The following is a 19,372-nucleotide window of genomic DNA, read 5'->3' on the forward strand; positions in this document are numbered from 1 at the left end:
GGGCGCGACCAGTGGGCGCTGCGCCCGGTATCCTCGGTTCCTGAAGGGGAGTACTCCCGCGCGGCGCACCCGTCAGTACGGTCTGGGACGATCCAGACCCGGGACGCCGGTCGTGTCCGACCAGTCGGTCGACACGGCGGAGGAGACCTTCAGGCATCGGCGTACCCGCTCCGCGGGACGCCCCGAACCTGAAGGACATCCATTGGACGTTCCCCTCTTCGTCTGGCTCCTCACCATCGCGGGCATCCTCGCGCTGCTGGTGTTCGACTTCTACTCGCACGTGCGGACCCCGCACGTCCCGCACATCAAGGAGTCCGCGTTCTGGTCGGCGTTCTACGTCGGGCTCGCGATCCTGTTCGGTGTCGGGATCCTGGTCTTCGGCGGCGGTCAGGCCGGTGGCGAGTACTTCGCCGGTTGGTTGACCGAGAAGGCCCTGTCGGTCGACAACCTGTTCGTCTTCCTCATCATCATGTCGAGCTTCGCGGTGCCGAAGGAGTTCCAGCAGAAGGTCCTGCTGGTCGGCGTCGCGATCGCCCTCGTCGCCCGAGGCGTCTTCATCGCCCTCGGCGTCACGATCATCGAGAACTTCTCGTGGGTCTTCTACCTGTTCGGCGCGCTGCTGTTCTGGCTCGCCTGGTCGCAGGCGAAGGGCGGCGGGCACGACGAGACCGAGGGCGACTCGAAGCTCATCCGCGTCCTGCGTCGCATCATCCCGACCACGGACGACTACCACGGTGACAAGCTCACGGCCCGTGTCGACGGCAAGCGCCTGTTCACCCCGATGCTGCTCGTCATGGTCGCGATCGGCCTCACCGACGTGCTGTTCGCCCTGGACTCGATCCCCGCGATCTTCGGTCTGACGCAGGACGCGTTCATCGTGTTCACCGCGAACGCGTTCTCCCTGCTGGGGCTGCGTCAGCTGTACTTCCTCATCGCGGGGCTGCTCGAGCGCCTCATCTACCTCGGTCAGGGCCTGGCGGTCATCCTCGCCTTCATCGGCGTCAAGCTCGTCTTCCACGCCATGCACGTCAACGAGCTGCCCTTCATCAACGGCGGCGAGCACATCGAGTGGGCCCCGGAGATCCCGATCTGGTTCTCGTTGAGCTTCATCGCGCTGACGATCGCGGTGGCCACGGCCGCCTCGCTCATCGTCTCGAAGAAGCGCCAGGAGCGCGGCCTGACCCCGACGGGCGAGCCGAAGGAGGCCGTGGAGGCCGACGCGAAGTAGTCGCGACCACGTGGCGGACGGGAGGCGCGGTGCCGACTGGCACCGCGCCTCCCGTCCGTCCGCGGCGGAGTCGGGTGCTCGAGTCTCGTACTGAGCGACGGTTCTCGGGCTCAGGCGCGCGAGAACCGTCGCTGAGCCCGAGACTCGGGCTGACCGCGCCGCGCGCTACGCGACGGCCGCGTCCGCAGGCTCGCGCCGCTGCACGCGCTGGCCGACCACGGCGGACACGCCGTCCTGCCGCATCGAGACGCCGTACAGCGCGTCGGCGATCTCCATCGTGCGCTTCTGGTGCGTGATCACGATGAGCTGCGACGACTCCCGCAGTCGCTCGAACACGGTGAGCAGCCGCCCGAGGTTGGCGTCGTCGAGCGCCGCCTCGACCTCGTCCATGATGTAGAACGGCGACGGCCTGGCGGTGAAGATCGCCACGAGCAGGGCCACCGCCGCGAGCGAGCGTTCACCGCCCGACAGGAGCGTCAACCGGTCGATCTTCTTGCCCGCGGGCTTCACCTGGACGTCGAGCCCCGTCGCGAGCATGTCGTCGGGGTCCGTCAGCGTGATCGATCCCGTGCCGCCCGGGAACAGGATCGGGAAGATCACGTCGAACGCGGCCTTCGTGTCGTTGTACGCCGCCTCGAAGATCGTCTGCATCTTCGTGTCGAGCTCCTCGATGATGGTGAGGAGGTCGGTCCGGGTCTTCTGCAGGTCGTCGAGCTGCTCCGCGAGGAAGGCGTGCCGCTGCTCGAGCGCCTGGAACTCCTCGAGCGCGAGGGGGTTCACCTTGCCGAGCCGGCCGAGGTCACGCTCCGCCGCCGCGAGCCGCTGCTCCTGCTCCGCGCGGACGTACGGCACCGTTGCGACGTCGGCGGGGTCGACCTCGTCGGTGGTGTCGAGCTCGGGCAGCGCCGGACCGCCGGGCAGTGTCGACTCGGCGTCGACGAGCCCGGGCAGGTCGGCGTCGACATCGACATCGGCGTCGACATCGGCGACGGCGGTCGTGGCGGCGTCGCCCTCGGGAGCGTCCGCGTCGGGCGCCGCTGCGGCCTCCGCCGCCGCCCGTGCCCGGTCGGCCTCGCGGTGCCGACGCGCGAGTACCCGTGGGTCGACCAGGACGTCCACCGGCACCGGCACGTCCGGCCCGTACTCCGCGACGAGCACGGCCTCGTTCAGCCCGAGGTCGCTCTGCGCGCGGTCGAGCACGCCGGACACGTGCAGCTTCTTCTCGTAGATCTCCATCTCGAGCGAGTGCACGCCGTCGGTGATGGTCTGCAGCCGCTCGCGGAGCTCGCGCTCCTCGTTGCGGACGACCTGCAGCTCGGTGTTCCGCTTCGTGCGCTCGGCTTCCTCGGTCGCGAGCTGCACCCGGGCCTCGGCGAGCGACCGGTCGACCGCGCCGAGCACGCCCGGCAGGTCGGCGAGCACCCCCTCGGCGACGCCGATCTGTCCGCGCCGGATCACCGCGAGCCGCGCTGCCTCCTCCGCAGCCGCACGTTCCGCCTCGAGCTGCCGCTGCAGACCGGCCGCACGGTTCCGCTCCGACCTGGCCCGCTCCCGCACGGTCTCCACCTGGATGCGCTGCTCGATCTCCGCGGCCCGCGCGGACTCGACGGTGTCCTGCAGCGCCGGGCGCCCGGACGCGTCGACGACGGGTCGCGGTCGCTCCTCGAACCCCCGCAGCGCGTCCTCGGCCTCGGCCAGCGCGGCGTCGACCGCCTCGACCGCACCGTCCGTCTCGCCCAGGGCGGCGCGCAGACGTTCCACCTCGGCCGCGGCGTTCTCCGCCCCGGCGCGGGCCGCGGCACTGGAGCGGTCGTAGTCGGCGACCGCCGCGGTGTGCGCGCGCAGCGCGCGATCGGCCTCGTCGGCACGGCGGCGCACGTCCTCGACCTCCTGGCGAGCGGCCTGGAGGCCCGTGGCCGCGTCCGCCACGTCCGCCGCGACCGCGTCACGGCGGGCCTGCGCGTCGTCGCGTTCCGCCACGAGCTCGATGCGGGACACCGTGCGCGCGCCACCGCCGGTCACCCGGACGGTGCGGACGAGGTCACCCGACCGCGTGACGACCGTCGCGTGCGGGGCGGCGGCGAGCACGGCCTCCAGGTCGACGTCGTCCGCCACGGCGACCAACGTCCCGCGGAGCACCGCGGTGATCGCGGTCGGCCCCTGCACCACGTCGAGGGCGGGACGCACGCCCGGCGGCAGCGACGCGGGGAGCCCTGGTCCGTCGAGCTCCGCGTCCGCGACGACGACGTCGACGCGGCCGAGGTCGGCGCCGCGCGCGTGGGCGATCGTGGCAAGGGCGGTGCCGCGGTCGGTGGCGAGGACTGCATCGGCGAGCCCGTCCAGCGCTGTGGCGATCGAGGCCTCGAACCCGGGCTCGACCGTCAGCGCGTCGGCGAGGCGACCGAGCACGCCGTCGCGCCGGGCGTCGATCACCGCCTGCGACCCGTCCCGGACGTCGATCGACATGCCGAGGGCCGCGACCCGGGCATCGAGTGCGTCGCGCTCGCGTTCCAGGGCGTGGAGCCGGTCACGCAGGGTCTCGCGCGCCGTCTGCGCTGCCTCGAGCCGCTGCCGCGCCGTGTCGTGCGCGGCGGCGAGTGCGTCCACGTCCACCCCGGCGGAGGGGTCGTCCCCGATGTCGTGCAGGGCCGCGGCGGCACGCGCCGCTCGGTCCTCGGCCTCGGCCAGTGCCCGGGCCCGCCGTTCGCGGTCCGCGACGACGGAGGCGCGGCGCGACCGCTGCACGTCAACGGCGTTGCGGAGGCGCTGCGCCTCGAGGTCGTGCTGCGAGACGAGCGCGGCCTGCGCGGCGATCTGCTCGTCGAGGGCGTCCAGGCCGGCCCGCGCCTGCTCGACGGCCGCCGCCGCTGCCCCGGACCCGGCTGCCATCTCGGCGGCACGGGCCTCGAGCCGGTCCGCCTCGGCACGGACGCCCTGCACTCGCTCCGGCGTGATCGTGGGGCCCTGCTGCGGCGCGTCGGCCTGCTGGGCGAGGAACATCAGGCGCTGGTTCGCCAGGCTCGACAGCCCGCGGAGCCGCTCCTGCACGCTCTCCAGCCGGTGCACGACGGTCCGGGCGCGGTCGACGGCGTCACCGACCATGCTCTGCTCGACCTGCTGCTGCCGGGCACGGGTCTGGTCGAGGCGCTCCTGCAGGACGATGCGCTCGGACTTGCGGCCCGTCTCGACCTCCTGGTGCTCGTGGAGCTCACGGCGCAGCCGGACGACCTCGTCGGCCAGGAGGCGGGCCTTGGCGTCGCGGGCCACCGCGGCGACGGACTGCGCCTTGCGCGCGACCTCGGCCTGCCGACCGAGCGGCTTCAGCTGTCGACGGATCTCACCCGCGAGGTCGGACAACCGCGTCAGGTTCGTCTGCATGGCGTCGAGCTTGCGGAGCGTCTTCTCCTTGCGACGCCGGTGCTTGAGGATCCCGGCGGCCTCCTCGATGAAGCCGCGGCGGTCCTCCGGGGTGGCGTGCAGCACCTTGTCGAGCTGGCCCTGCCCGACGATCACGTGCATCTCGCGACCGAGCCCGGTGTCGCTCAGGAGTTCCTGCACGTCGAGCAGCCGACAGTTCTCGCCGTTGATGGCGTACTCGCTGCCGCCGTTCCGGAAGAGCGTGCGGGAGATCGTCACCTCGGAGTACTCGATCGGCAGCAGGCCGTCGGTGTTGTCGATGGTCAGGAGCACCTGCGCGCGACCGAGCGGACCGCGCGTCGAGGTGCCCGCGAAGATGACGTCCTCCATCTTGCCGCCGCGGAGCGTCTTCGCGCCCTGCTCCCCCATCACCCAGGCGAGGGCGTCCACCACGTTCGACTTGCCCGAGCCGTTCGGGCCGACGATGCAGGTGACACCGGGCTCGAACGCGAACGTCGTCGGCTGCGCGAAGGACTTGAACCCCTTGATGGTCAGGCTCTTCAAGTACATGCGGGTCTCCGGGTGCTCGGTTGCGCGTCAGGCTAACGCCTGCGTCGGCGCGGAGCCGGTTGGCACACGGGGCACCGGTGGCTCGACCGGTTCATGAAGGCCTCGCGCACGATGGTCGTGCCGCAGCGCGGGCACGGCTTCCCCTGCTGCCCGTACACCGCGAGACGCTGCGAGAAGTACCCGGACTGCCCGTTGACGTTCACGTACTGCGCGTCGAAGCTCGTGCCGCCGTCCTCGAGGGCACGGGCGAGCACGCTGCGGACCTCGGCCAGGAGCCGGTGCAGGTCGGCCCGCGGCAGACGGTCGGCCGGACGGTCGAAGTGCAGCTGCGCGGCCCAGAGCGACTCGTCGGCGTAGATGTTGCCGATGCCGCTCACCACGCCCTGGTCGAGCAGGACACGCTTGATGCCGCTCGAGCGCTTCCGCGCCATCGCGACGAAGCGGTCGTCGTCGAACGCCGGGTCGAGCGGGTCCCGCGCGATGTGCGACACCTGGGTCGGGATGCTCCTCCGCCACGGCGCGTCGGGGTCGTGGGCGTCGACCGCACCGGCGGACCCGGCTGGGGCGCCGTCGACGGTCGGCATCATGGCATCGATCGCCATCGAGCCGAAGGTCCGCTGATCGACGAACTCCAGCGCGACCGGCTGCTCGGGACGGCCGTCGCGGTCGGTCCCCGTCGGCTGCACGTCGATCAGGATGCGGCGGTGCCTCGCGGCCGGTCGGTCGCGGCCGAGCAGGACCTGACCGGACATCCCCAGGTGGGTGACGAGTGCCTCGGGTCGGTCGCCGTCGCGCTCGGGGACGAGGGGGAACCACATGAACTTGCCACGGCGCACGGCCGCGGCGATCGTGCGGTCGGTCAGGCGTTCGGCGAAGTCCTCGGCCGGGCCGTCGTGCCGGGTGAGTGCGCGGTCGTCGACCACGTCGACGTGCAGCACGCGGGCACCGCTGACGGCGGGTTCGAGGCCGGCGCGGACGACCTCGACCTCGGGGAGTTCGGGCACGCGGTCAGGCCGCCCGGCCGGAGAGCCGCGTCCACGCCTCGAGCGCGGCGGCCATCTCGGCGGTCTTCTTGCTGGTACCGGACCCCGTCGACACGTCCTCGCCCTGCAGCACGACCGTCGCGTGGAAGGTCTTGTCGTGGTCGGGGCCCTCCTCGGTCACCCGGTAGGCCGGGTTGCCGAGGGACAGGCTCGCGGCGAGCTCCTGCAGGCTCGTCTTCGGGTCCATGGCGGCGCCGAAGCGGTCCGGGTCGACGAGCAGCGGCTCGACCAGTCGCAGCACCAGGTCCGTGGCGGCGTCGGGACCGGCGGACAGGAACGTCGCACCGATGACGGCCTCGACCGTGTCGGCCAGGATCGACGCCTTGCCCCGGCCGCCGGTCTGCTCCTCGCCCTTGCCGAGGCGCAGGTAGGAGCCGAGCCCGATCATCCGGGCGATCTCGGCCAGGGCGACCGTCGAGACGAGGCTGGCGCGCCGCTTGGCGAGCTCACCTTCGTCGAGGTCGGGGAAGGACCGGAAGAGCTTCACGGTCACGGCCTGGCCGAGGATGGAGTCCCCGAGGAACTCGAGGCGCTCGTTGTGCTTGATGCCCCCGTGCTCGTACGCGTACGAGCGGTGCGTGAGGGCGAGCTGGAGCAGCTCGGCGTCGATCTGGACGTCGAGGATGCCCTGCAGACGAACGACGTCCGGCCCCACGGGGCGGGACCCCGTGGCGCCGGACGTCGCTGTCATGTGGTCCGGTCCGATCAGACGTCGGCGACCTTGCGGCCCTTGTACTCCATGTACAGGGCGGTGCCGGCCGAGTCCTCGACGACCTTCGCGCGGTGCGGGAGGCTGTAGGTGACCTTGCCGTTCTCGATCGTCTTCACGAGCTGGACCGGCGCGGCCTTCCACTGCGAACGACGGGCGTGCGTGTTGGCACGGGACTGCTTGCGCTTGGGAACGGCCATGGTGGTTCTCTTTCGGTTGGTCGGTGGTCAGGGTCGAGGTGCGTCAGGCCGTGCGGCCGTCGCCCTCGGGGCTCTGGGTGGGGGTGCTGTCGTCGGCGTCGGTGCTGTCCGCGTCGGCGCCCCGGAAGCCGCTCAGCGCGGCCCAACGCGGGTCGACGACCTTGCGCGGGGTGACCTCGCCGAGGTCGGCCAGCCGCTCACCCGTGACGGGGTCGAGGCCGGGGCAGTCCGGCCGGCAGACCGGCTGGAACGGCAGCGCCAGCACTACCGCATCTCGAACGACCGGTTCACAATCCACGTGGTCATCGTGAACGAAGAAGTCGAAATCCTCCGAGACATCGTACGCGAACAGCTCGGCGAAGTCGACTTCGACCGGTTCGCTGATGTCGATGAGGCAGCGCGAGCACTCCCCCGTGGCCTCGGCCGAGGCGTGTCCGGAGACCAGGACACCCTCGTGCAGACCCTCGAGCTTCACGTCGAGCTGCAGCGTGGCGCCCTCGCGCACGGCGATGACGCCGGCGCCCATCGCGTCCGGCACCTCGACGTCGAGCGAGTGCTCGCGCATCTCGCCCGGCCGGTGCGCGAGGTCGCGCACGCGCAGGGCGAAGGGGCTGTTCACGGGGGAAGACACGATCGACGAGTCTACCGCGATCTCCTGCGGACGTCGAGGACGCCCGGGACGCGGCGTGTCAGCGCCCGAGGTGCTCGGCCAGCGCGTCCGCGACGACGACGGGCACGTAGGGCGTCACGTCGCCCCCGAGCGTCGCGACCTGGCGGATGAGGGAGCTCGACACGTGCGCACGCGAGGCCTCGGGCAGCAGGAAGACCGTCTCGACGTCGGCCAGGTGCCGGTTCATGATGGCCATCGGTGTCTCGTACGCGACGTCCTCGCCCGAGCGCACACCCTTCACGAGCACACCTGCACCCACCTGTCGGCAGTAGTCGACGAGCAGGCCGGAGGTCCACTCCCCGACCCGGACGCTGTCCGGTGCCCCGGTCTCGACGAGGGACTGCTCGATCAACCGCACCCGGTCGGCGGCGGCGAACATCGCGGGCTGCTTGTCCGGGTTGTGGACGACGAGCACGTGCACCTCGTCGAACAGCCGAGCAGCACGCCCGATGACGTCGAGGTGCCCGAGGGTCACGGGGTCGAAGGATCCGGGGACGACGGCGATCTGGGCCATGTCCGTCACGCTACCGGCCGCCGGCGTCAGTTCTTCCCGAGGAACGCGGCGTCCGACTCGTCGAGCCGCCGTGCCAGGGCTTCGCGCAGGGCGGGGTGGTCCCGCAGCTCGGGGTCGGGCTCGAGCACGCGTTCGGCCTCGCCGCGTGCGTCGACGATGAGGTCGGCGTGCTCGACGACGCGGAGCAGGTTCAGCGACGACCGGCCGCCGGACTGCCGCTCGCCGAGCACGTCGCCCTCGCGCCGGAGCTCCAGGTCGACGCGGGCGAGCTCGAAGCCGTCGTCGGACGCCGCCACCGCGTCGACGCGCTCGCGTGCGGTCGTCTCGGTCTCGGCCGTCGTCACGAGCAGGCACACCCCGGCGTACTGCCCACGACCGATGCGACCGCGCAGCTGGTGGAGCTGGGAGACCCCGAAGCGGTCGGCGTCGAGCACCGCCATCATCGACGCGTTCGGCACGTCCACGCCGACCTCGATCACGGTCGTCGCGACGAGCACGTCGACGTCGCCGGCCGCGAAGGACGTCATGACGCGGTCCTTCTCGTCCGCGGTCATCCGCCCGTGCAGGACCTCGATCCGCCGGTCCTGCAGGACCGGCATGGCGCGCATCCGCTCGGCCGTCGCGAGCACCGTCGCCGGGGCGTGCTTCGGTGCGTCACCCTCGGCGGGCTCCGGGCCGCCGTCGTCCTCGGCGTGGGCGTCGTCGATCGCCGGGCAGACCACGAACGCCTGGCGCCCGTCGGCGAGCTCCTCGGCCATCCGGGTCCAGATGCGCCCTTCCCACCCGGGGTGCTCGGCCAGCCCGACGGCGAAGGTCTCGACCCCGGCACGGCCCGACGGCAGCCCGGTGATGGTGGACACGTCGAGGTCGCCGAACACCGTCATCGCGACCGTGCGCGGGATCGGCGTCGCGGTGAGGACGAGCACGTGGGGTGGGGTCGCGCCCTTGGTCCGCAGGGCCTCGCGCTGCTCGACACCGAACCGGTGCTGCTCGTCGACCACGACCAGACCGAGCTCCGCGAAGTCGACGCGGTCGCCCAGGAGTGCGTGCGTGCCGACGACGAGCCGTGAGCTGCCGGACGCCGCCGCGAGCAGGGCGCGCCGTCGTTCGTCGGTCGACTGCGAGCCCGTCAGGATCACCGGCCGGAGCTCGGCCGCCAGGTCGGGCCCGAGGAACTTCACGATCGACCGGAGGTGCTGCGCCGCGAGCACCTCGGTCGGGGCGATGAGGGCCGACTGCCCACCGGACTCGGCGACCGTCAGCATCGCCCGGATCGCGACCAGGGTCTTGCCGGAGCCCACCTCGCCCTGCACCAGCCGGTGCATCGGCCAGTCCCCCGCCAGGTCGTGCGCGATCTCGGCACCCACCGCCTGCTGGTCGTCGGTCAGGGTGAACGGCAGCGAGGCGTCGAAGCGCTCGAGGGTCCCGCCGGGCGCCGCCCGACGCGGGGTGGCGGCGGTCGCCCGGGCAGCGATGCGCCGCTGCACCAGAGCGGTCTGCAGCACGAACGCCTCGCGGTAGCGCAGCGCGTCCTGCGCGCGCTTGAAGTCGGTGACCTTCTCCGGACGGTGCAGGAGCTCGAGTGCGCGGCGGAACGGCACCAGGCCGAGTCGCGTGCGCGCGGGTGCCGGGATCGGGTCGGGCACGTCGGGCAGGGTGTCGAGGACCACGGCGATCGCCTTCGCGATCTGCCACGAGGTCAGCGACGCCGTCGCCGGGTAGATCGGGATGGGCTGCCGTGACCAGCGGATCGCCTCTTCGTCCTCGGGGTCCGCCGTCGCGCGGGGGTCGTCGCGGTCGAACAGCTCGTAGTCCGGGTGGGCCAGCTGCCGCGCACCCCGGTAGTCGCCGACCTTGCCGGCGAAGATCCCACGGGCACCGGGCACGAGGTCCTTCGTGCGCCACCCCTGGTTGAAGAAGGTGAGCGTGAGCAGGCCCTTGCCGTCACCGATCTTCGCTTCGAGGATCGACCCGCGTCGAGCGCGCATGGTCCGTTCGCGCACGTCGATGACCTCGGCCACGATCGTGACCGACTCGCCGATCGCGAGCGAGTCGAGCGCCGTCAGGGCGCCGCGCTCCGCGTACCGCCGGGGGGCGTGCTCGAGGAACTCACCGACGGTGCGGTACCCGAAGGCCTTCTCGATCGCCTTCGCCGTCCGTCCGCCGAGGACCCCGCCCAGCCGGGCGTCGAGGGGCGCGGGGCCGAGGTCGGGCCGCACCGGCGGCGCCTCGGTGTCGGGGGTGTCGGAGGTGACCACGCGACCACGGTACCGGGCCGGTCCGACGCACCGCGCGCCTCCCGTCCGGCCTGTGGAGAGCGTGCACGCCGCTACGGTGGCTGCATGACCCGCATCATCGCCGGCGCCGCCGGTTCCACGACGCTCCGGGTGCCGAAGTCCGGCACCCGGCCGACGAGCGACCGCGTGCGCGAGGCCCTGTTCTCGTCGCTCGGCGCGCGCGGGCTCGTGGAGGGCACCTCGGTCGCGGACCTCTACGCGGGGACGGGCGCCCTGGGGCTCGAGGCGGCGTCCCGTGGGGCGGCGGAGGTCGTGCTCGTCGACCGCGCGTCCGCCGCCGCGCAGGCGTGCCGGGCGAACGCGAAGGCCGTGCAGCAGCGGGTGCCGGGGGTGCGCATCGACGTGCAGCCGCAGCCGGCGCTCGGCTACCTGCGGAGCACGGTGCGGACCTTCGACCTCGTCTTCGTCGACCCGCCGTACGAGGTCGCCGAGCAGGAGATCGCGGACGTGCTCGAGGCACTCGTGCCGCGCCTGACGGCGGGCGCGGTGGTCGTCGTCGAGCGGAGCAAGCGGTCGCCGGAGCCGACGTGGCCGGCCGGGTTGGAGCCCTTCAGCAAGCGCAGCTACGGCGAGACCGTGGCGTGGGAGGCCGTCACCCCGGCCTGACGCGGGGCGTGCGGACGCGGGCGGTCGGACGCGGGCGGTCGGGAGGCCCGGCGCGGCCCCGACGGTCAGCCCGCGGCGCCGTCCCAGTCGGCGTACGGGTCCCACCCGGTCGTCGGGACCGGCTCGCCGGCGCGCACGAGGTCCGCGCCGCCGCGGGCGACGACCGCGCCGATGCGCCGGAAGCCGCCCGGCAGCGCCACGCCGGGCGGGAAGGTGGCGAGCAGGCCGTGGTCCTCGCCGCCGTGCAGTGCGAGGTCGTCGGCGCCCGCGACACCGTCGGCATCGAGGTCGAGCGTCACCCGGCTGGCCCGGGCGAGCCGCCCGGCGTCGATCGCCAGCCCGTCGGACAGGTCGAGCATCGCGGTCGCCCCGGCCGTGGCCGCGAGCAGACCGTCGGCGATCGGCGGGACCGGGCGTCGCTGCCGGTCCACGTCGGGGTCGGTGTCCGCGCCGCTCGCGACGGTCGCCGACCGCGAGGGCTCCCCGTGCGCGTCGACGCCGTCGCGGAACAGCCGTGCGAGGCCACGAGCGGCGCGGCCGAGCTCCCCCGAGACCGCGAGGACGTCGCCGGGACGTGCACCCGAGCGGAGCACCGGCGCTCGCCCACCGAGGTCGCCGAACGCCGTCACCGAGACCGTGAAGACGGCCGAGGTCGACAGGTCCCCGCCGACCACGCCGCAGCCCGGGGAGAGCGCGTCCACGGCCGCCCGCACCCCGTCCGCGAAGGACTCGAGCACCGCGACGGGGGTCTCCTGCGGCGCGGCGAGGGCGATCACGAGTCCGCTCGGCGTCGCGCCCATCGCTGCGACGTCGGACAGGTTCGTCGCTGCCGCCTTCCACCCGACGTCCGCCGGCGACGACCACGCCCACCGGAAGTCGGGTCCGTGCACCATCATGTCCGTCGTGACGACGAACCGGCCGTCCGGGGCCGCGACGACGGCGCAGTCGTCGCCGGGACCGACGTCCGGAGCACCCGCCGGCAGTCGACGGACGATCCGGTCCAGCACGGCGAGCTCCCCCAGCTGTCCCACGGTCGGTCCGGTCCAGGCGTCGTCCATCTCGTCCACGTCCGCAACGGTATCCTGCACGTCGATGGACACCGTGCGCCGACCCCTCCGCTGGACCGCGATCGTGGGTGTCGCCGTGGCACTCGCCGCCGGGCTGACAGGGTGCACGAACGCCGTGTCGATGGCACCCGCTCCGTCCGCCGACACCACCGCGTGCGCAGCCGTGCAGGTCCGCCTCCCCACGACCGTCGGGAACGACCTGACGTTGCGGAACACGAACGCGCAGTCGACGGCCGCGTGGGGCGACCCGGCCGCAGCGCTCTACCACTGCGGCGTCGCGGTGCCGACGGTGTCCGACCTGCCGTGCTTCAGCAAGGGCGGGGTCGACTGGATCCGCGACGACCGCGGGGCGCAGGTCGTCTACACGACGTTCGGCCGGTCCCCGGCAGTGCAGGTCGTCATCGACTCGACGAAGACCACCGACCAGGTCGTGCAGGACCTGTCCGACGTCGTGTCGACGCTGCCGGAGGACGGGCACCGCTGCCTCGACCCCTCGGACGTCCAGGGCTGACGACCGCGTGCGGTGCGCACGGCCAGCCGCACGCGACGCCGGCCGTCAGCGGACGGCGACCCGTCCCAGCTCGATGAGCTCGGCGACGAGTTCGCCGTAGGACATCCCGGACGCCGCCCAGCAGCGCGGGTACATCGACAGCGGCGTGAACCCCGGCATGGTGTTGACCTCGTTCACGACGAAGCCGTCGTCGGTCAGGAAGCAGTCCACGCGCGCGAGACCCGCACCGCCGATCGCCTCGAACGCCCGTGCACCGATCGACCGGATCGCGTCGGTCTCGTCGGCGGTCAGGGGCGCGGGGCAGAGGAGCGCCTCGTCGCCGCCCAGGTACTTCGACGCGAAGTCGTAGAAACCGTCCTCCGCCACGACGATCTCGCCCGGCAGGCTCGTGCGCGGGACACCGTCGCGGCCCTCGAGCACCGCGACCTCGACCTCGCGCCCGACGACGCGCGGTTCGACGATCACCTTCGCGTCGTGCTCGAACGCCAGGTCCATCGCGGCCGCGAGCTGCGACGGCTCGTCGACCCGGGACACGCCCATGCTCGACCCGGCGCGGGCCGGCTTCACGAAGAGCGGCCACCCGTGCACCGCGACGGCCTCGGCGACGCCGTCGGGGTCGGCCGACCACTGCCGGCGGAGCACGGTCGTCCAGGGCGCGACCCGCAGCCCGGCGTGCTCGAGCACGGCCTTCGCGGTGTGCTTGTCCATCGCCAGGGCGCTCGCGAGGACGCCGTCGCCGACGTACGGCAGCCCGGCGACCTCGAGGAGCCCCTGGACCGTGCCGTCCTCACCGAACGGACCGTGCAGGATCGGGAACGCCACGTCGACCGCGATCGTCGTGACCGAGCCGTCCGGGTGCGACACGACCAGCTCGTTCGTGGCCGGCGACGTGGGGAACGCCACACGGGTGCCGTTGTCCGGCACGACGGGGAGCGCACCGTCCCGGAGCGCCCACTGTGCCGGGTCGTCGGACTGCAGGGTGAAGGCGCCCTCCTTCGTGATGCCGATCGGCACGACCGCGTAGACCGAGCGATCGACGACGTCCATGATCCCGCCGGCGGTCACGCAGCTGATCTCGTGCTCGCTGGACCGGCCGCCGAACAGCACGGCGACGGTCGTGGGAGCGGGAGCGATCGTGGGCATGGCAGTCCCCTTGGTGGTCGGGACCGGACCGGTCACTCGCCCTGCGGCTCGTCGGTCTCGGTGAGGTGCGGCGCGATGTTGCGCGGGTCGAGCCTACCGGCGAGGACCTCGGCCACCTGGCCGACGATGGGCATGTCGACGCCGTTCGCCGCCGCCAGTTCGAGGATCGGGGCGACCGATGCCAGGCCCTCCGCGGTCTGGTTCATCTGGCGCACGACCTCGTCGAAGCGGTACCCCTGACCGAGCAGGCGGCCGGCCGTGTTGTTCCGCGAGAGCGGGGACTGGCAGGTCGCGATCAGGTCGCCGAGGCCGGCGAGCCCGGACAGCGTCGACGGCTGCGCACCGAGCGACACCGCGAAGTCGGTCATCTCGGCGAGCCCGCGGGTGATGATCGACGCCTTGGTGTTCTCGCCGTAGCCGACGCCGTCGACGATGCCGATCGCGACCGCGATGAGGTTCTTCAGCACGCCGCCGAACTCCGTGCCGATGACGTCGGTGTTCGTGAACGAGCGGAAGTACGGGTTCGTGGCGACCGCGGCCACCGCGGTGGCGGTCTCGAGCGACGTCGACGACACGACCGCGGCGGTCGGCTGCCGACGGGCGATCTCGAGCGCCAGGTTCGGTCCGCTCGCGACCGCGATCCGGTCGCGGTCGATGCCGAGGCCCTCGTGCAGGACCTCGCTCATCCGCAGGCCCGTGGCCTTCTCGACGCCCTTCATCAGGCTGACGACGGGGACGCCCTCGGGCAGCAGCGGCGCGATCGCGGACAGGTTCGACCGGAGCGTCTGCGACGGCACCGACACGTACACCTGCTCGGCGCCGTCGAGCACCGCGGACAGCGACGTCGACGCGGTCAGCGTGCGCGGCAGGTTGATGCCCGGCAGGTAGTCGGAGTTCCGCTTCGTCTCGGTGATCTCCCGCGCGACCTCGGGCCGACGTGCCCAGACGACGGTGTCGGCACCGCCCTCGGCCAGCACCTTCGCGAAGGTGGTCCCCCAGCTGCCCGCACCGATGACGGCGACGCGCGGCTTGTCGGTGGACTGCATGACCACGCGGATGGCCGCGGTGTCGACGGCGCCTGGGGCTGCCACGGCGGGGTCCGGGTGGTCGTCGTGCGGGCGCAGGCCCGAGCGGTCGCTACTCAAACTTCCCGGTCTCCTTCTGGTCGTTGGCGGCCGGGTCCCACCGGGTCGCCGGTGCCTGCTCGCCACGGAGCTCCTCGAGCAGCTCGGTGATCCGCCGCATGAGCAGGTCGGTCGCCGCGAGCAGGGTCTTCTGGTCGAGCGGCTTCCCGCGGTACGCCGACAGGTCGACCGGGTCGCCGACGATCACGTCGACGCGCGACGGCGGGAACAGCCGGAGCTTCTTCGCGTACCGGCCCATGATCCGCTGCGTGCCCCAGTGGGCCATCGGGATGAGCGGGACGTCGTTCTCGAGCGCGATCCGCACCGCGCCGGTCTTGCCGCGCATGGGCCACAGGTCGGGGTCACGGGTGAGCGTGCCCTCGGGGTAGACGATGATCGCTCCACCCTGCTCGATGACGGACCTGCCGCCGCCGAGCGGGTCGTTCAGGCGCGTGCGGCCGGAACGCTCGACCGGGATCTGCCCCATGCCGGCCATGAGCTTGCCGACGACCGGGACCCGGAAGATCGACGCCTTCGCGAGGAACCGCGGCGCACGGCGGGACAGCCAGACGGCGGTGCCGACCACGAGCGGGTCGATGTTCGTGAAGTGGTTCGGGGCGAGCACGAAGGCGCCGCCCTCCGGCAGGCGCTTCGGTCCGTGCCAGTGGTAGCGGGCGGTGAACCGGAAGACCGGGATCACCACGGACGCCGTGATGCGGAAGGCGGTGTTCAGCTCGCCGCGCCGCCACCGGCGCCCCGGGTTCGGGAGACCCGTGGTGACGTCCGAGGCGGACGCACGCCGTGCCTCCAGGCCGTCGCCCCCGCCGCTCGCCGTGCCGTCGCCGCCCGTCGTGCCCTCCACGCGCCTAACCCGCGAAGTCGAAGTCGGCGCCGAGCTTGCGCAGCTTCGGGATGAAGTGCTCGTACCCGCGGCTGATGATGCCGACGTTCGTGATGTGCGACTCGCCCTCGGCCGTCAGAGCGGCGATGAGGTGGCTGAAGCCGCCGCGGAGGTCGGGGACGCGGACGTTCGCGGCGTGCAGCGTCGTCGGGCCGGTGATGACCGCGGCCTGCTCGAACGGGCGGCGGGCGACACGGCGGTCGTGCCCGGGCAGCCCCTCCTTGTGCACGACGATGTCGGCACCCATCTCGTTCAGGGCGTCGGTGAAGCCGAAGCGGTTCTCGTACACGGTCTCGTGCACGATGCTCGTGCCCTCGGCCTGGGTCAGCGCGACGACGAGCGGCTGCTGCCAGTCCGTCATGAAGCCGGGGTGGACGTCTGTCTCGACGACGACCGGGCGCAGGGTCTCGCGCTCGCGGTAGAAGCGGATGCCGTCCTCCTGGATGTCGAACCCGCCACCCACCTTGCGGAAGACGTTGAGGAACGTCATGAGGTCCTGCTGGTCGGCACCCTCGACGAAGATGTCGCCGTTGGTGGCGAGCGCGGCGGAGGCCCAGCTCGCGGCCTCGTTGCGGTCGTTGATCGCGCGGTGCGTGTACCCGCGGAGCGACTCGACGCCCTCGATGAAGATCGTGCGGCTCGGCTCGACCGTGACGATCGCGCCCATCTTCTGCAGGATCGCGATGAGGTCCATGATCTCGGGCTCGATCGCCGCGTTGCGGAGCTCGGTGACGCCCTCGGCCAGGACCGACGAGAGCAGGACCTGCTCGGTCGCCCCGACGCTCGGGTACGGCAGTTCGATCTTCGCACCCTTGAGACCGTCCGGGGCCGTGAGGTGGATGCCGTTGAGCTGCTTGTCGACCACGGCACCCATCGCGCGCAGGGCGTCGAGGTGGAAGTCGATCGGACGGTCGCCGATGCGGCAGCCGCCGAGGTCGGGGATGAAGGCCTCGCCGAGCTTGTGCAGCAGCGGACCGCAGAACAGGATCGGGATGCGGCTCGAGCCGGCGTGGGCGTCGATCTCGGCGAAGTGGGCCGACTCGACGTTCGCCGGGTCGAGGATGAGCTCGCCTCGTGCAGGGTCCGTGATCCGCACACCGTGCACCTCGAGCAGGCCGCGGACGACCTTCACGTCGGAGATGTCCGGCACGTCCTTGAGGATCGACGGGGTGTCGCCGAGCAGCGAGGCGACCATCGCCTTGGTCGCGAGGTTCTTCGCGCCGCGGACCTCGATGCGCCCCACGAGCGGCTTGCCGCCCCGGATGACGATCTCGTCCGACTTGAGGCCGACGCGGGCCCCTGCTGCTGCTGCGTCCTGTACGAGGGAGTTCACTACTTCACCGGCAATGTCTTCGGCCGCCATCGGGAGCGGCGGGATTCGAACTCCGTGATCGAGGACTCGTCACGGAGGGTGAGCCCGATGTCGTCGAGCCCTTCCATCAACCGCCAACGAGTGTAGGCGTCGATCTCGAAGGGCACGTCCACCGCGCCGAGCGACACGCGCTGCGCGACCAGGTCGACGGTCGCCTCGATGCCCGGGTTCGCCGCGATCTCGGCCCAGAGTGCCTCGACTTCCGGTTCGGTCACGATCGCGGTGACCAGACCCTGCTTGCCCGCGTTGCCCTTGAAGATGTCCGCGAAACGACTCGACACCACCACGCGGAAGCCGAAGTCGCGGAGCGCCCAGACCGCGTGCTCGCGGCTCGACCCGGTCCCGAAGTCCGGGCCGGCGACGAGCACCTGCGCCCCCTGGTACACGGGCTGGTTGAGCACGAAGTCGGGGTCCTGGCGCCACCCGGCGAACAGGGCGTCCTCGAAGCCGGTCTTCGTGACGCGCTTGAGGTAGACCGCGGGGATGATCTGGTCGGTGTCGACGTTCGAGCGCTGCAGCGGCGCGGCGATTCCGGTGACGGCGGTGATCTTGTCCATCAGTTGGCTCCTTCAGCGGTCGCTGCCGTCGCGGCGGTGTCGTCGGTGACCGTCGCGATCGCGTCGTCGGTCTCCAGGTCCCACGGGCTCGACAGCGTGCCCCGGACCGCGGTGGCGGCGGCGACGAGCGGCGACACCAGGTGCGTGCGGCCGCCCTTGCCCTGCCGCCCCTCGAAGTTGCGGTTCGAGGTGCTCGCGCACCGCTCCCCCGGTGCGAGCTGGTCGGGGTTCATGCCGAGGCACATCGAGCAGCCGGCGAACCGCCACTCCGCGCCGAAGTCGGTGAAGACCCTGTCCAGCCCCTCGGCCTCGGCCTCGAGCCGGACCCGGGCGGACCCCGGCACGACCATGACCCGCACGCCGTCCGCCTTCTTCCGTCCCCGGATGACCGACGCGAAGGCCCGGAGGTCCTCGATGCGCGAGTTCGTGCAGGACCCCATGAAGACCGCGTCGACCGCGATGTCCTTCATCGGTGTGCCGGCCTCGAGGTCCATGTACTCGAGCGCACGCTGCGCGGCGGCCTGGTCGTTCGGGTCGCTGTAGCCCGCGGGGTCCGGGACCGTCTCGGACAGTGACACGCCCTGGCCGGGGTTCGTGCCCCACGTGACGAAGGGCTCGAGCTCGTCCGCGTCGATGAAGACCTCGGCGTCGAAGACGGCGTCGTCGTCGGTCGCCAGCGTGTCCCAGTACGCGACGGCGTCGTCCCAGTCCTGACCGGTCGGCGCGTGGTCGCGGCCCTGCACGTAGTCGTAGGTGGTCTGGTCGGGGGCGACCATGCCGGCGCGGGCACCGGCCTCGATCGACATGTTGCAGATCGTCATGCGCCCCTCCATCGAGAGCGAGCGGATCGCCGAGCCGCGGTACTCCAGCACGTAGCCCTGCCCGCCGCCGGTGCCGATCTTCGCGATCACGGCGAGGATGATGTCCTTCGCCGTGACGCCGGGGCGCAGGGTGCCCTCGACCGTGATCGCCATCGTCCTGAACGGCTTCAGCGGCAGGGTCTGGGTGGCGAGGACGTGCTCGACCTCGCTCGTGCCGATGCCGAACGCCATCGCGCCGAACGCACCGTGGGTCGACGTGTGCGAATCCCCGCACACGACGGTGATGCCGGGCATCGTCAGGCCGAGCTGCGGGCCGACCACGTGGACGATGCCCTGCTCCTTGTCACCGAGGGAGTGCAGACGGACGCCGAACTCCTCGCAGTTGCGACGCAGGGTCTCGATCTGCGTGCGGCTCGTCGGGTCGGCGATGGGCCGGTCGATCGCGAGGGTCGGGGTGTTGTGGTCCTCGGTCGCGATGGTCAGGTCGAGGCGACGCACCGGGCGGCCGGCCTGGCGGAGGCCGTCGAAGGCCTGCGGGCTCGTGACCTCGTGCACGAGGTGGAGGTCGATGTAGAGGAGGTCCGGGCTCCCGTCCTCGCCCTTGACCACGACGTGGTCGTCCCACACCTTCTCGGCGAGCGTCTTTCCCATCGGCCCGGCCCTTCCTCATCGACGTTGCGGC

General features: G+C 72.2%; 17 protein-coding genes. 3 read left to right on the forward strand and 14 right to left on the reverse strand.

Translation table 11 applies throughout. The annotated features are described in order from the left end of the window. The first annotated feature begins 202 nt into the window (after positions 1-202). Positions 203-1,228, forward strand: coding sequence for a TerC family protein (locus tag J2X59_RS11480; RefSeq protein ID WP_066654849.1), 1,026 nt, complete (start codon positions 203-205; stop codon positions 1,226-1,228). A gap of 165 nt (positions 1,229-1,393) precedes the next feature. Here the strand turns inward: J2X59_RS11480 and J2X59_RS11485 are convergent, their stop codons facing one another. The 7 genes from J2X59_RS11485 to J2X59_RS11515 form a co-directional block, all read right to left on the reverse strand. After that, positions 1,394-5,155 carry a chromosome segregation SMC family protein gene (locus tag J2X59_RS11485; protein WP_326496759.1) on the reverse strand — a complete coding sequence of 1,254 codons (3,762 nt, stop codon included), beginning with the start codon at positions 5,153-5,155 and terminating at the stop codon, positions 1,394-1,396. Between the two features lie 32 nt (positions 5,156-5,187). Then, positions 5,188-6,159 (reverse strand): bifunctional DNA-formamidopyrimidine glycosylase/DNA-(apurinic or apyrimidinic site) lyase, encoded by a 972-nt coding sequence (gene mutM, locus J2X59_RS11490; RefSeq protein WP_326496760.1) that lies wholly within the window; start codon positions 6,157-6,159, stop codon positions 5,188-5,190. 4 nt (positions 6,160-6,163) lie between these two features. Next, the gene (gene rnc, locus J2X59_RS11495) at positions 6,164-6,889 is read right to left on the reverse strand and encodes a ribonuclease III (RefSeq protein WP_066654858.1); all 726 of its coding nucleotides are present in this window, start codon (positions 6,887-6,889) and stop codon (positions 6,164-6,166) included. A 14-nt stretch (positions 6,890-6,903) separates the two neighbouring features. Further along, positions 6,904-7,107: a 50S ribosomal protein L32 gene (gene rpmF, locus J2X59_RS11500; protein WP_058728177.1), complete on the reverse strand. Its 204-nt coding sequence runs from the start codon at positions 7,105-7,107 to the stop codon at positions 6,904-6,906. Positions 7,108-7,150: 43 nt separating this feature from the next. Beyond that, positions 7,151-7,726, reverse strand: coding sequence for a YceD family protein (locus J2X59_RS11505; RefSeq protein WP_442781431.1), 576 nt, complete (start codon positions 7,724-7,726; stop codon positions 7,151-7,153). A 70-nt stretch (positions 7,727-7,796) separates the two neighbouring features. Beyond that, complete coding sequence (coaD, locus tag J2X59_RS11510) at positions 7,797-8,291, reverse strand: pantetheine-phosphate adenylyltransferase (RefSeq protein WP_066654861.1); 495 nt, start codon at positions 8,289-8,291, stop codon at positions 7,797-7,799. A gap of 26 nt (positions 8,292-8,317) precedes the next feature. Further along, positions 8,318-10,510 carry an ATP-dependent DNA helicase RecG gene (locus J2X59_RS11515; RefSeq protein WP_326496781.1) on the reverse strand — a complete coding sequence of 731 codons (2,193 nt, stop codon included), beginning with the start codon at positions 10,508-10,510 and terminating at the stop codon, positions 8,318-8,320. 123 nt (positions 10,511-10,633) lie between these two features. On the opposite strand from J2X59_RS11515, the gene J2X59_RS11520 reads away from it, so the two are divergent. Next, on the forward strand, positions 10,634-11,194 hold the full coding sequence (locus tag J2X59_RS11520; protein ID WP_066654862.1) for an RsmD family RNA methyltransferase: 561 nt from the start codon (positions 10,634-10,636) through the stop codon (positions 11,192-11,194). 65 nt (positions 11,195-11,259) lie between these two features. Here the strand turns inward: J2X59_RS11520 and thiL are convergent, their stop codons facing one another. After that, a complete protein-coding gene (gene thiL, locus J2X59_RS11525) occupies positions 11,260-12,252 on the reverse strand; it encodes a thiamine-phosphate kinase (RefSeq protein ID WP_326496782.1) in 993 nt (330 codons plus the stop codon). A gap of 34 nt (positions 12,253-12,286) precedes the next feature. Between thiL and J2X59_RS11530 the strand changes: the two genes are divergently transcribed. Further along, complete coding sequence (locus J2X59_RS11530; RefSeq protein WP_326496762.1) at positions 12,287-12,772, forward strand: DUF3515 family protein; 486 nt, start codon at positions 12,287-12,289, stop codon at positions 12,770-12,772. Positions 12,773-12,817: 45 nt separating this feature from the next. Here the strand turns inward: J2X59_RS11530 and J2X59_RS11535 are convergent, their stop codons facing one another. From J2X59_RS11535 to leuC, 6 genes are all read right to left on the reverse strand, one after another. Continuing rightward, on the reverse strand, positions 12,818-13,915 hold the full coding sequence (locus tag J2X59_RS11535; RefSeq protein WP_066658373.1) for a D-alanine--D-alanine ligase family protein: 1,098 nt from the start codon (positions 13,913-13,915) through the stop codon (positions 12,818-12,820). A gap of 32 nt (positions 13,916-13,947) precedes the next feature. Further along, a complete protein-coding gene (locus tag J2X59_RS11540; RefSeq protein ID WP_066658371.1) occupies positions 13,948-14,961 on the reverse strand; it encodes an NAD(P)H-dependent glycerol-3-phosphate dehydrogenase in 1,014 nt (337 codons plus the stop codon). A gap of 91 nt (positions 14,962-15,052) precedes the next feature. Then, positions 15,053-15,901 carry a lysophospholipid acyltransferase family protein gene (locus J2X59_RS11545; protein WP_326496763.1) on the reverse strand — a complete coding sequence of 283 codons (849 nt, stop codon included), beginning with the start codon at positions 15,899-15,901 and terminating at the stop codon, positions 15,053-15,055. Positions 15,902-15,905: 4 nt separating this feature from the next. Further along, complete coding sequence (murA, locus tag J2X59_RS11550) at positions 15,906-17,273, reverse strand: UDP-N-acetylglucosamine 1-carboxyvinyltransferase (protein ID WP_066654865.1); 1,368 nt, start codon at positions 17,271-17,273, stop codon at positions 15,906-15,908. Beyond that, the gene (gene leuD / locus J2X59_RS11555) at positions 17,273-17,869 is read right to left on the reverse strand and encodes a 3-isopropylmalate dehydratase small subunit (RefSeq protein WP_326496764.1); all 597 of its coding nucleotides are present in this window, start codon (positions 17,867-17,869) and stop codon (positions 17,273-17,275) included. Before leuD ends, murA begins: the two co-directional genes overlap by 1 nt. Beyond that, the gene (gene leuC / locus J2X59_RS11560) at positions 17,869-19,341 is read right to left on the reverse strand and encodes a 3-isopropylmalate dehydratase large subunit (protein ID WP_251159671.1); all 1,473 of its coding nucleotides are present in this window, start codon (positions 19,339-19,341) and stop codon (positions 17,869-17,871) included. Before leuC ends, leuD begins: the two co-directional genes overlap by 1 nt. Between the last annotated feature and the right edge of the window lie 31 nt (positions 19,342-19,372).

The organism is Curtobacterium sp. 260, assembly GCF_030803485.1.
Lineage (GTDB): Bacteria > Actinomycetota > Actinomycetes > Actinomycetales > Microbacteriaceae > Curtobacterium.

What these genes read in the sequence shown, in the direction of transcription:
- rpmF (WP_058728177.1), bottom strand. Translation starts at nt 7,107, where the DNA reads ATGGCCGTTCCCAAGCGCAAGCAGTCCCGTGCCAACACGCACGCCCGT.
- J2X59_RS11520 (WP_066654862.1), top strand. Translation starts at nt 10,634, where the DNA reads ATGACCCGCATCATCGCCGGCGCCGCCGGTTCCACGACGCTCCGGGTG.
- J2X59_RS11530 (WP_326496762.1), top strand. Translation starts at nt 12,287, where the DNA reads ATGGACACCGTGCGCCGACCCCTCCGCTGGACCGCGATCGTGGGTGTC.
- J2X59_RS11540 (WP_066658371.1), bottom strand. Translation starts at nt 14,961, where the DNA reads ATGCAGTCCACCGACAAGCCGCGCGTCGCCGTCATCGGTGCGGGCAGC.
- J2X59_RS11535 (WP_066658373.1), bottom strand. Translation starts at nt 13,915, where the DNA reads ATGCCCACGATCGCTCCCGCTCCCACGACCGTCGCCGTGCTGTTCGGC.
- leuC (WP_251159671.1), bottom strand. Translation starts at nt 19,341, where the DNA reads ATGGGAAAGACGCTCGCCGAGAAGGTGTGGGACGACCACGTCGTGGTC.
- rnc (WP_066654858.1), bottom strand. Translation starts at nt 6,889, where the DNA reads ATGACAGCGACGTCCGGCGCCACGGGGTCCCGCCCCGTGGGGCCGGAC.
- J2X59_RS11485 (WP_326496759.1), bottom strand. Translation starts at nt 5,155, where the DNA reads ATGTACTTGAAGAGCCTGACCATCAAGGGGTTCAAGTCCTTCGCGCAG.
- leuD (WP_326496764.1), bottom strand. Translation starts at nt 17,869, where the DNA reads ATGGACAAGATCACCGCCGTCACCGGAATCGCCGCGCCGCTGCAGCGC.
- coaD (WP_066654861.1), bottom strand. Translation starts at nt 8,291, where the DNA reads ATGGCCCAGATCGCCGTCGTCCCCGGATCCTTCGACCCCGTGACCCTC.
- thiL (WP_326496782.1), bottom strand. Translation starts at nt 12,252, where the DNA reads ATGGACGACGCCTGGACCGGACCGACCGTGGGACAGCTGGGGGAGCTC.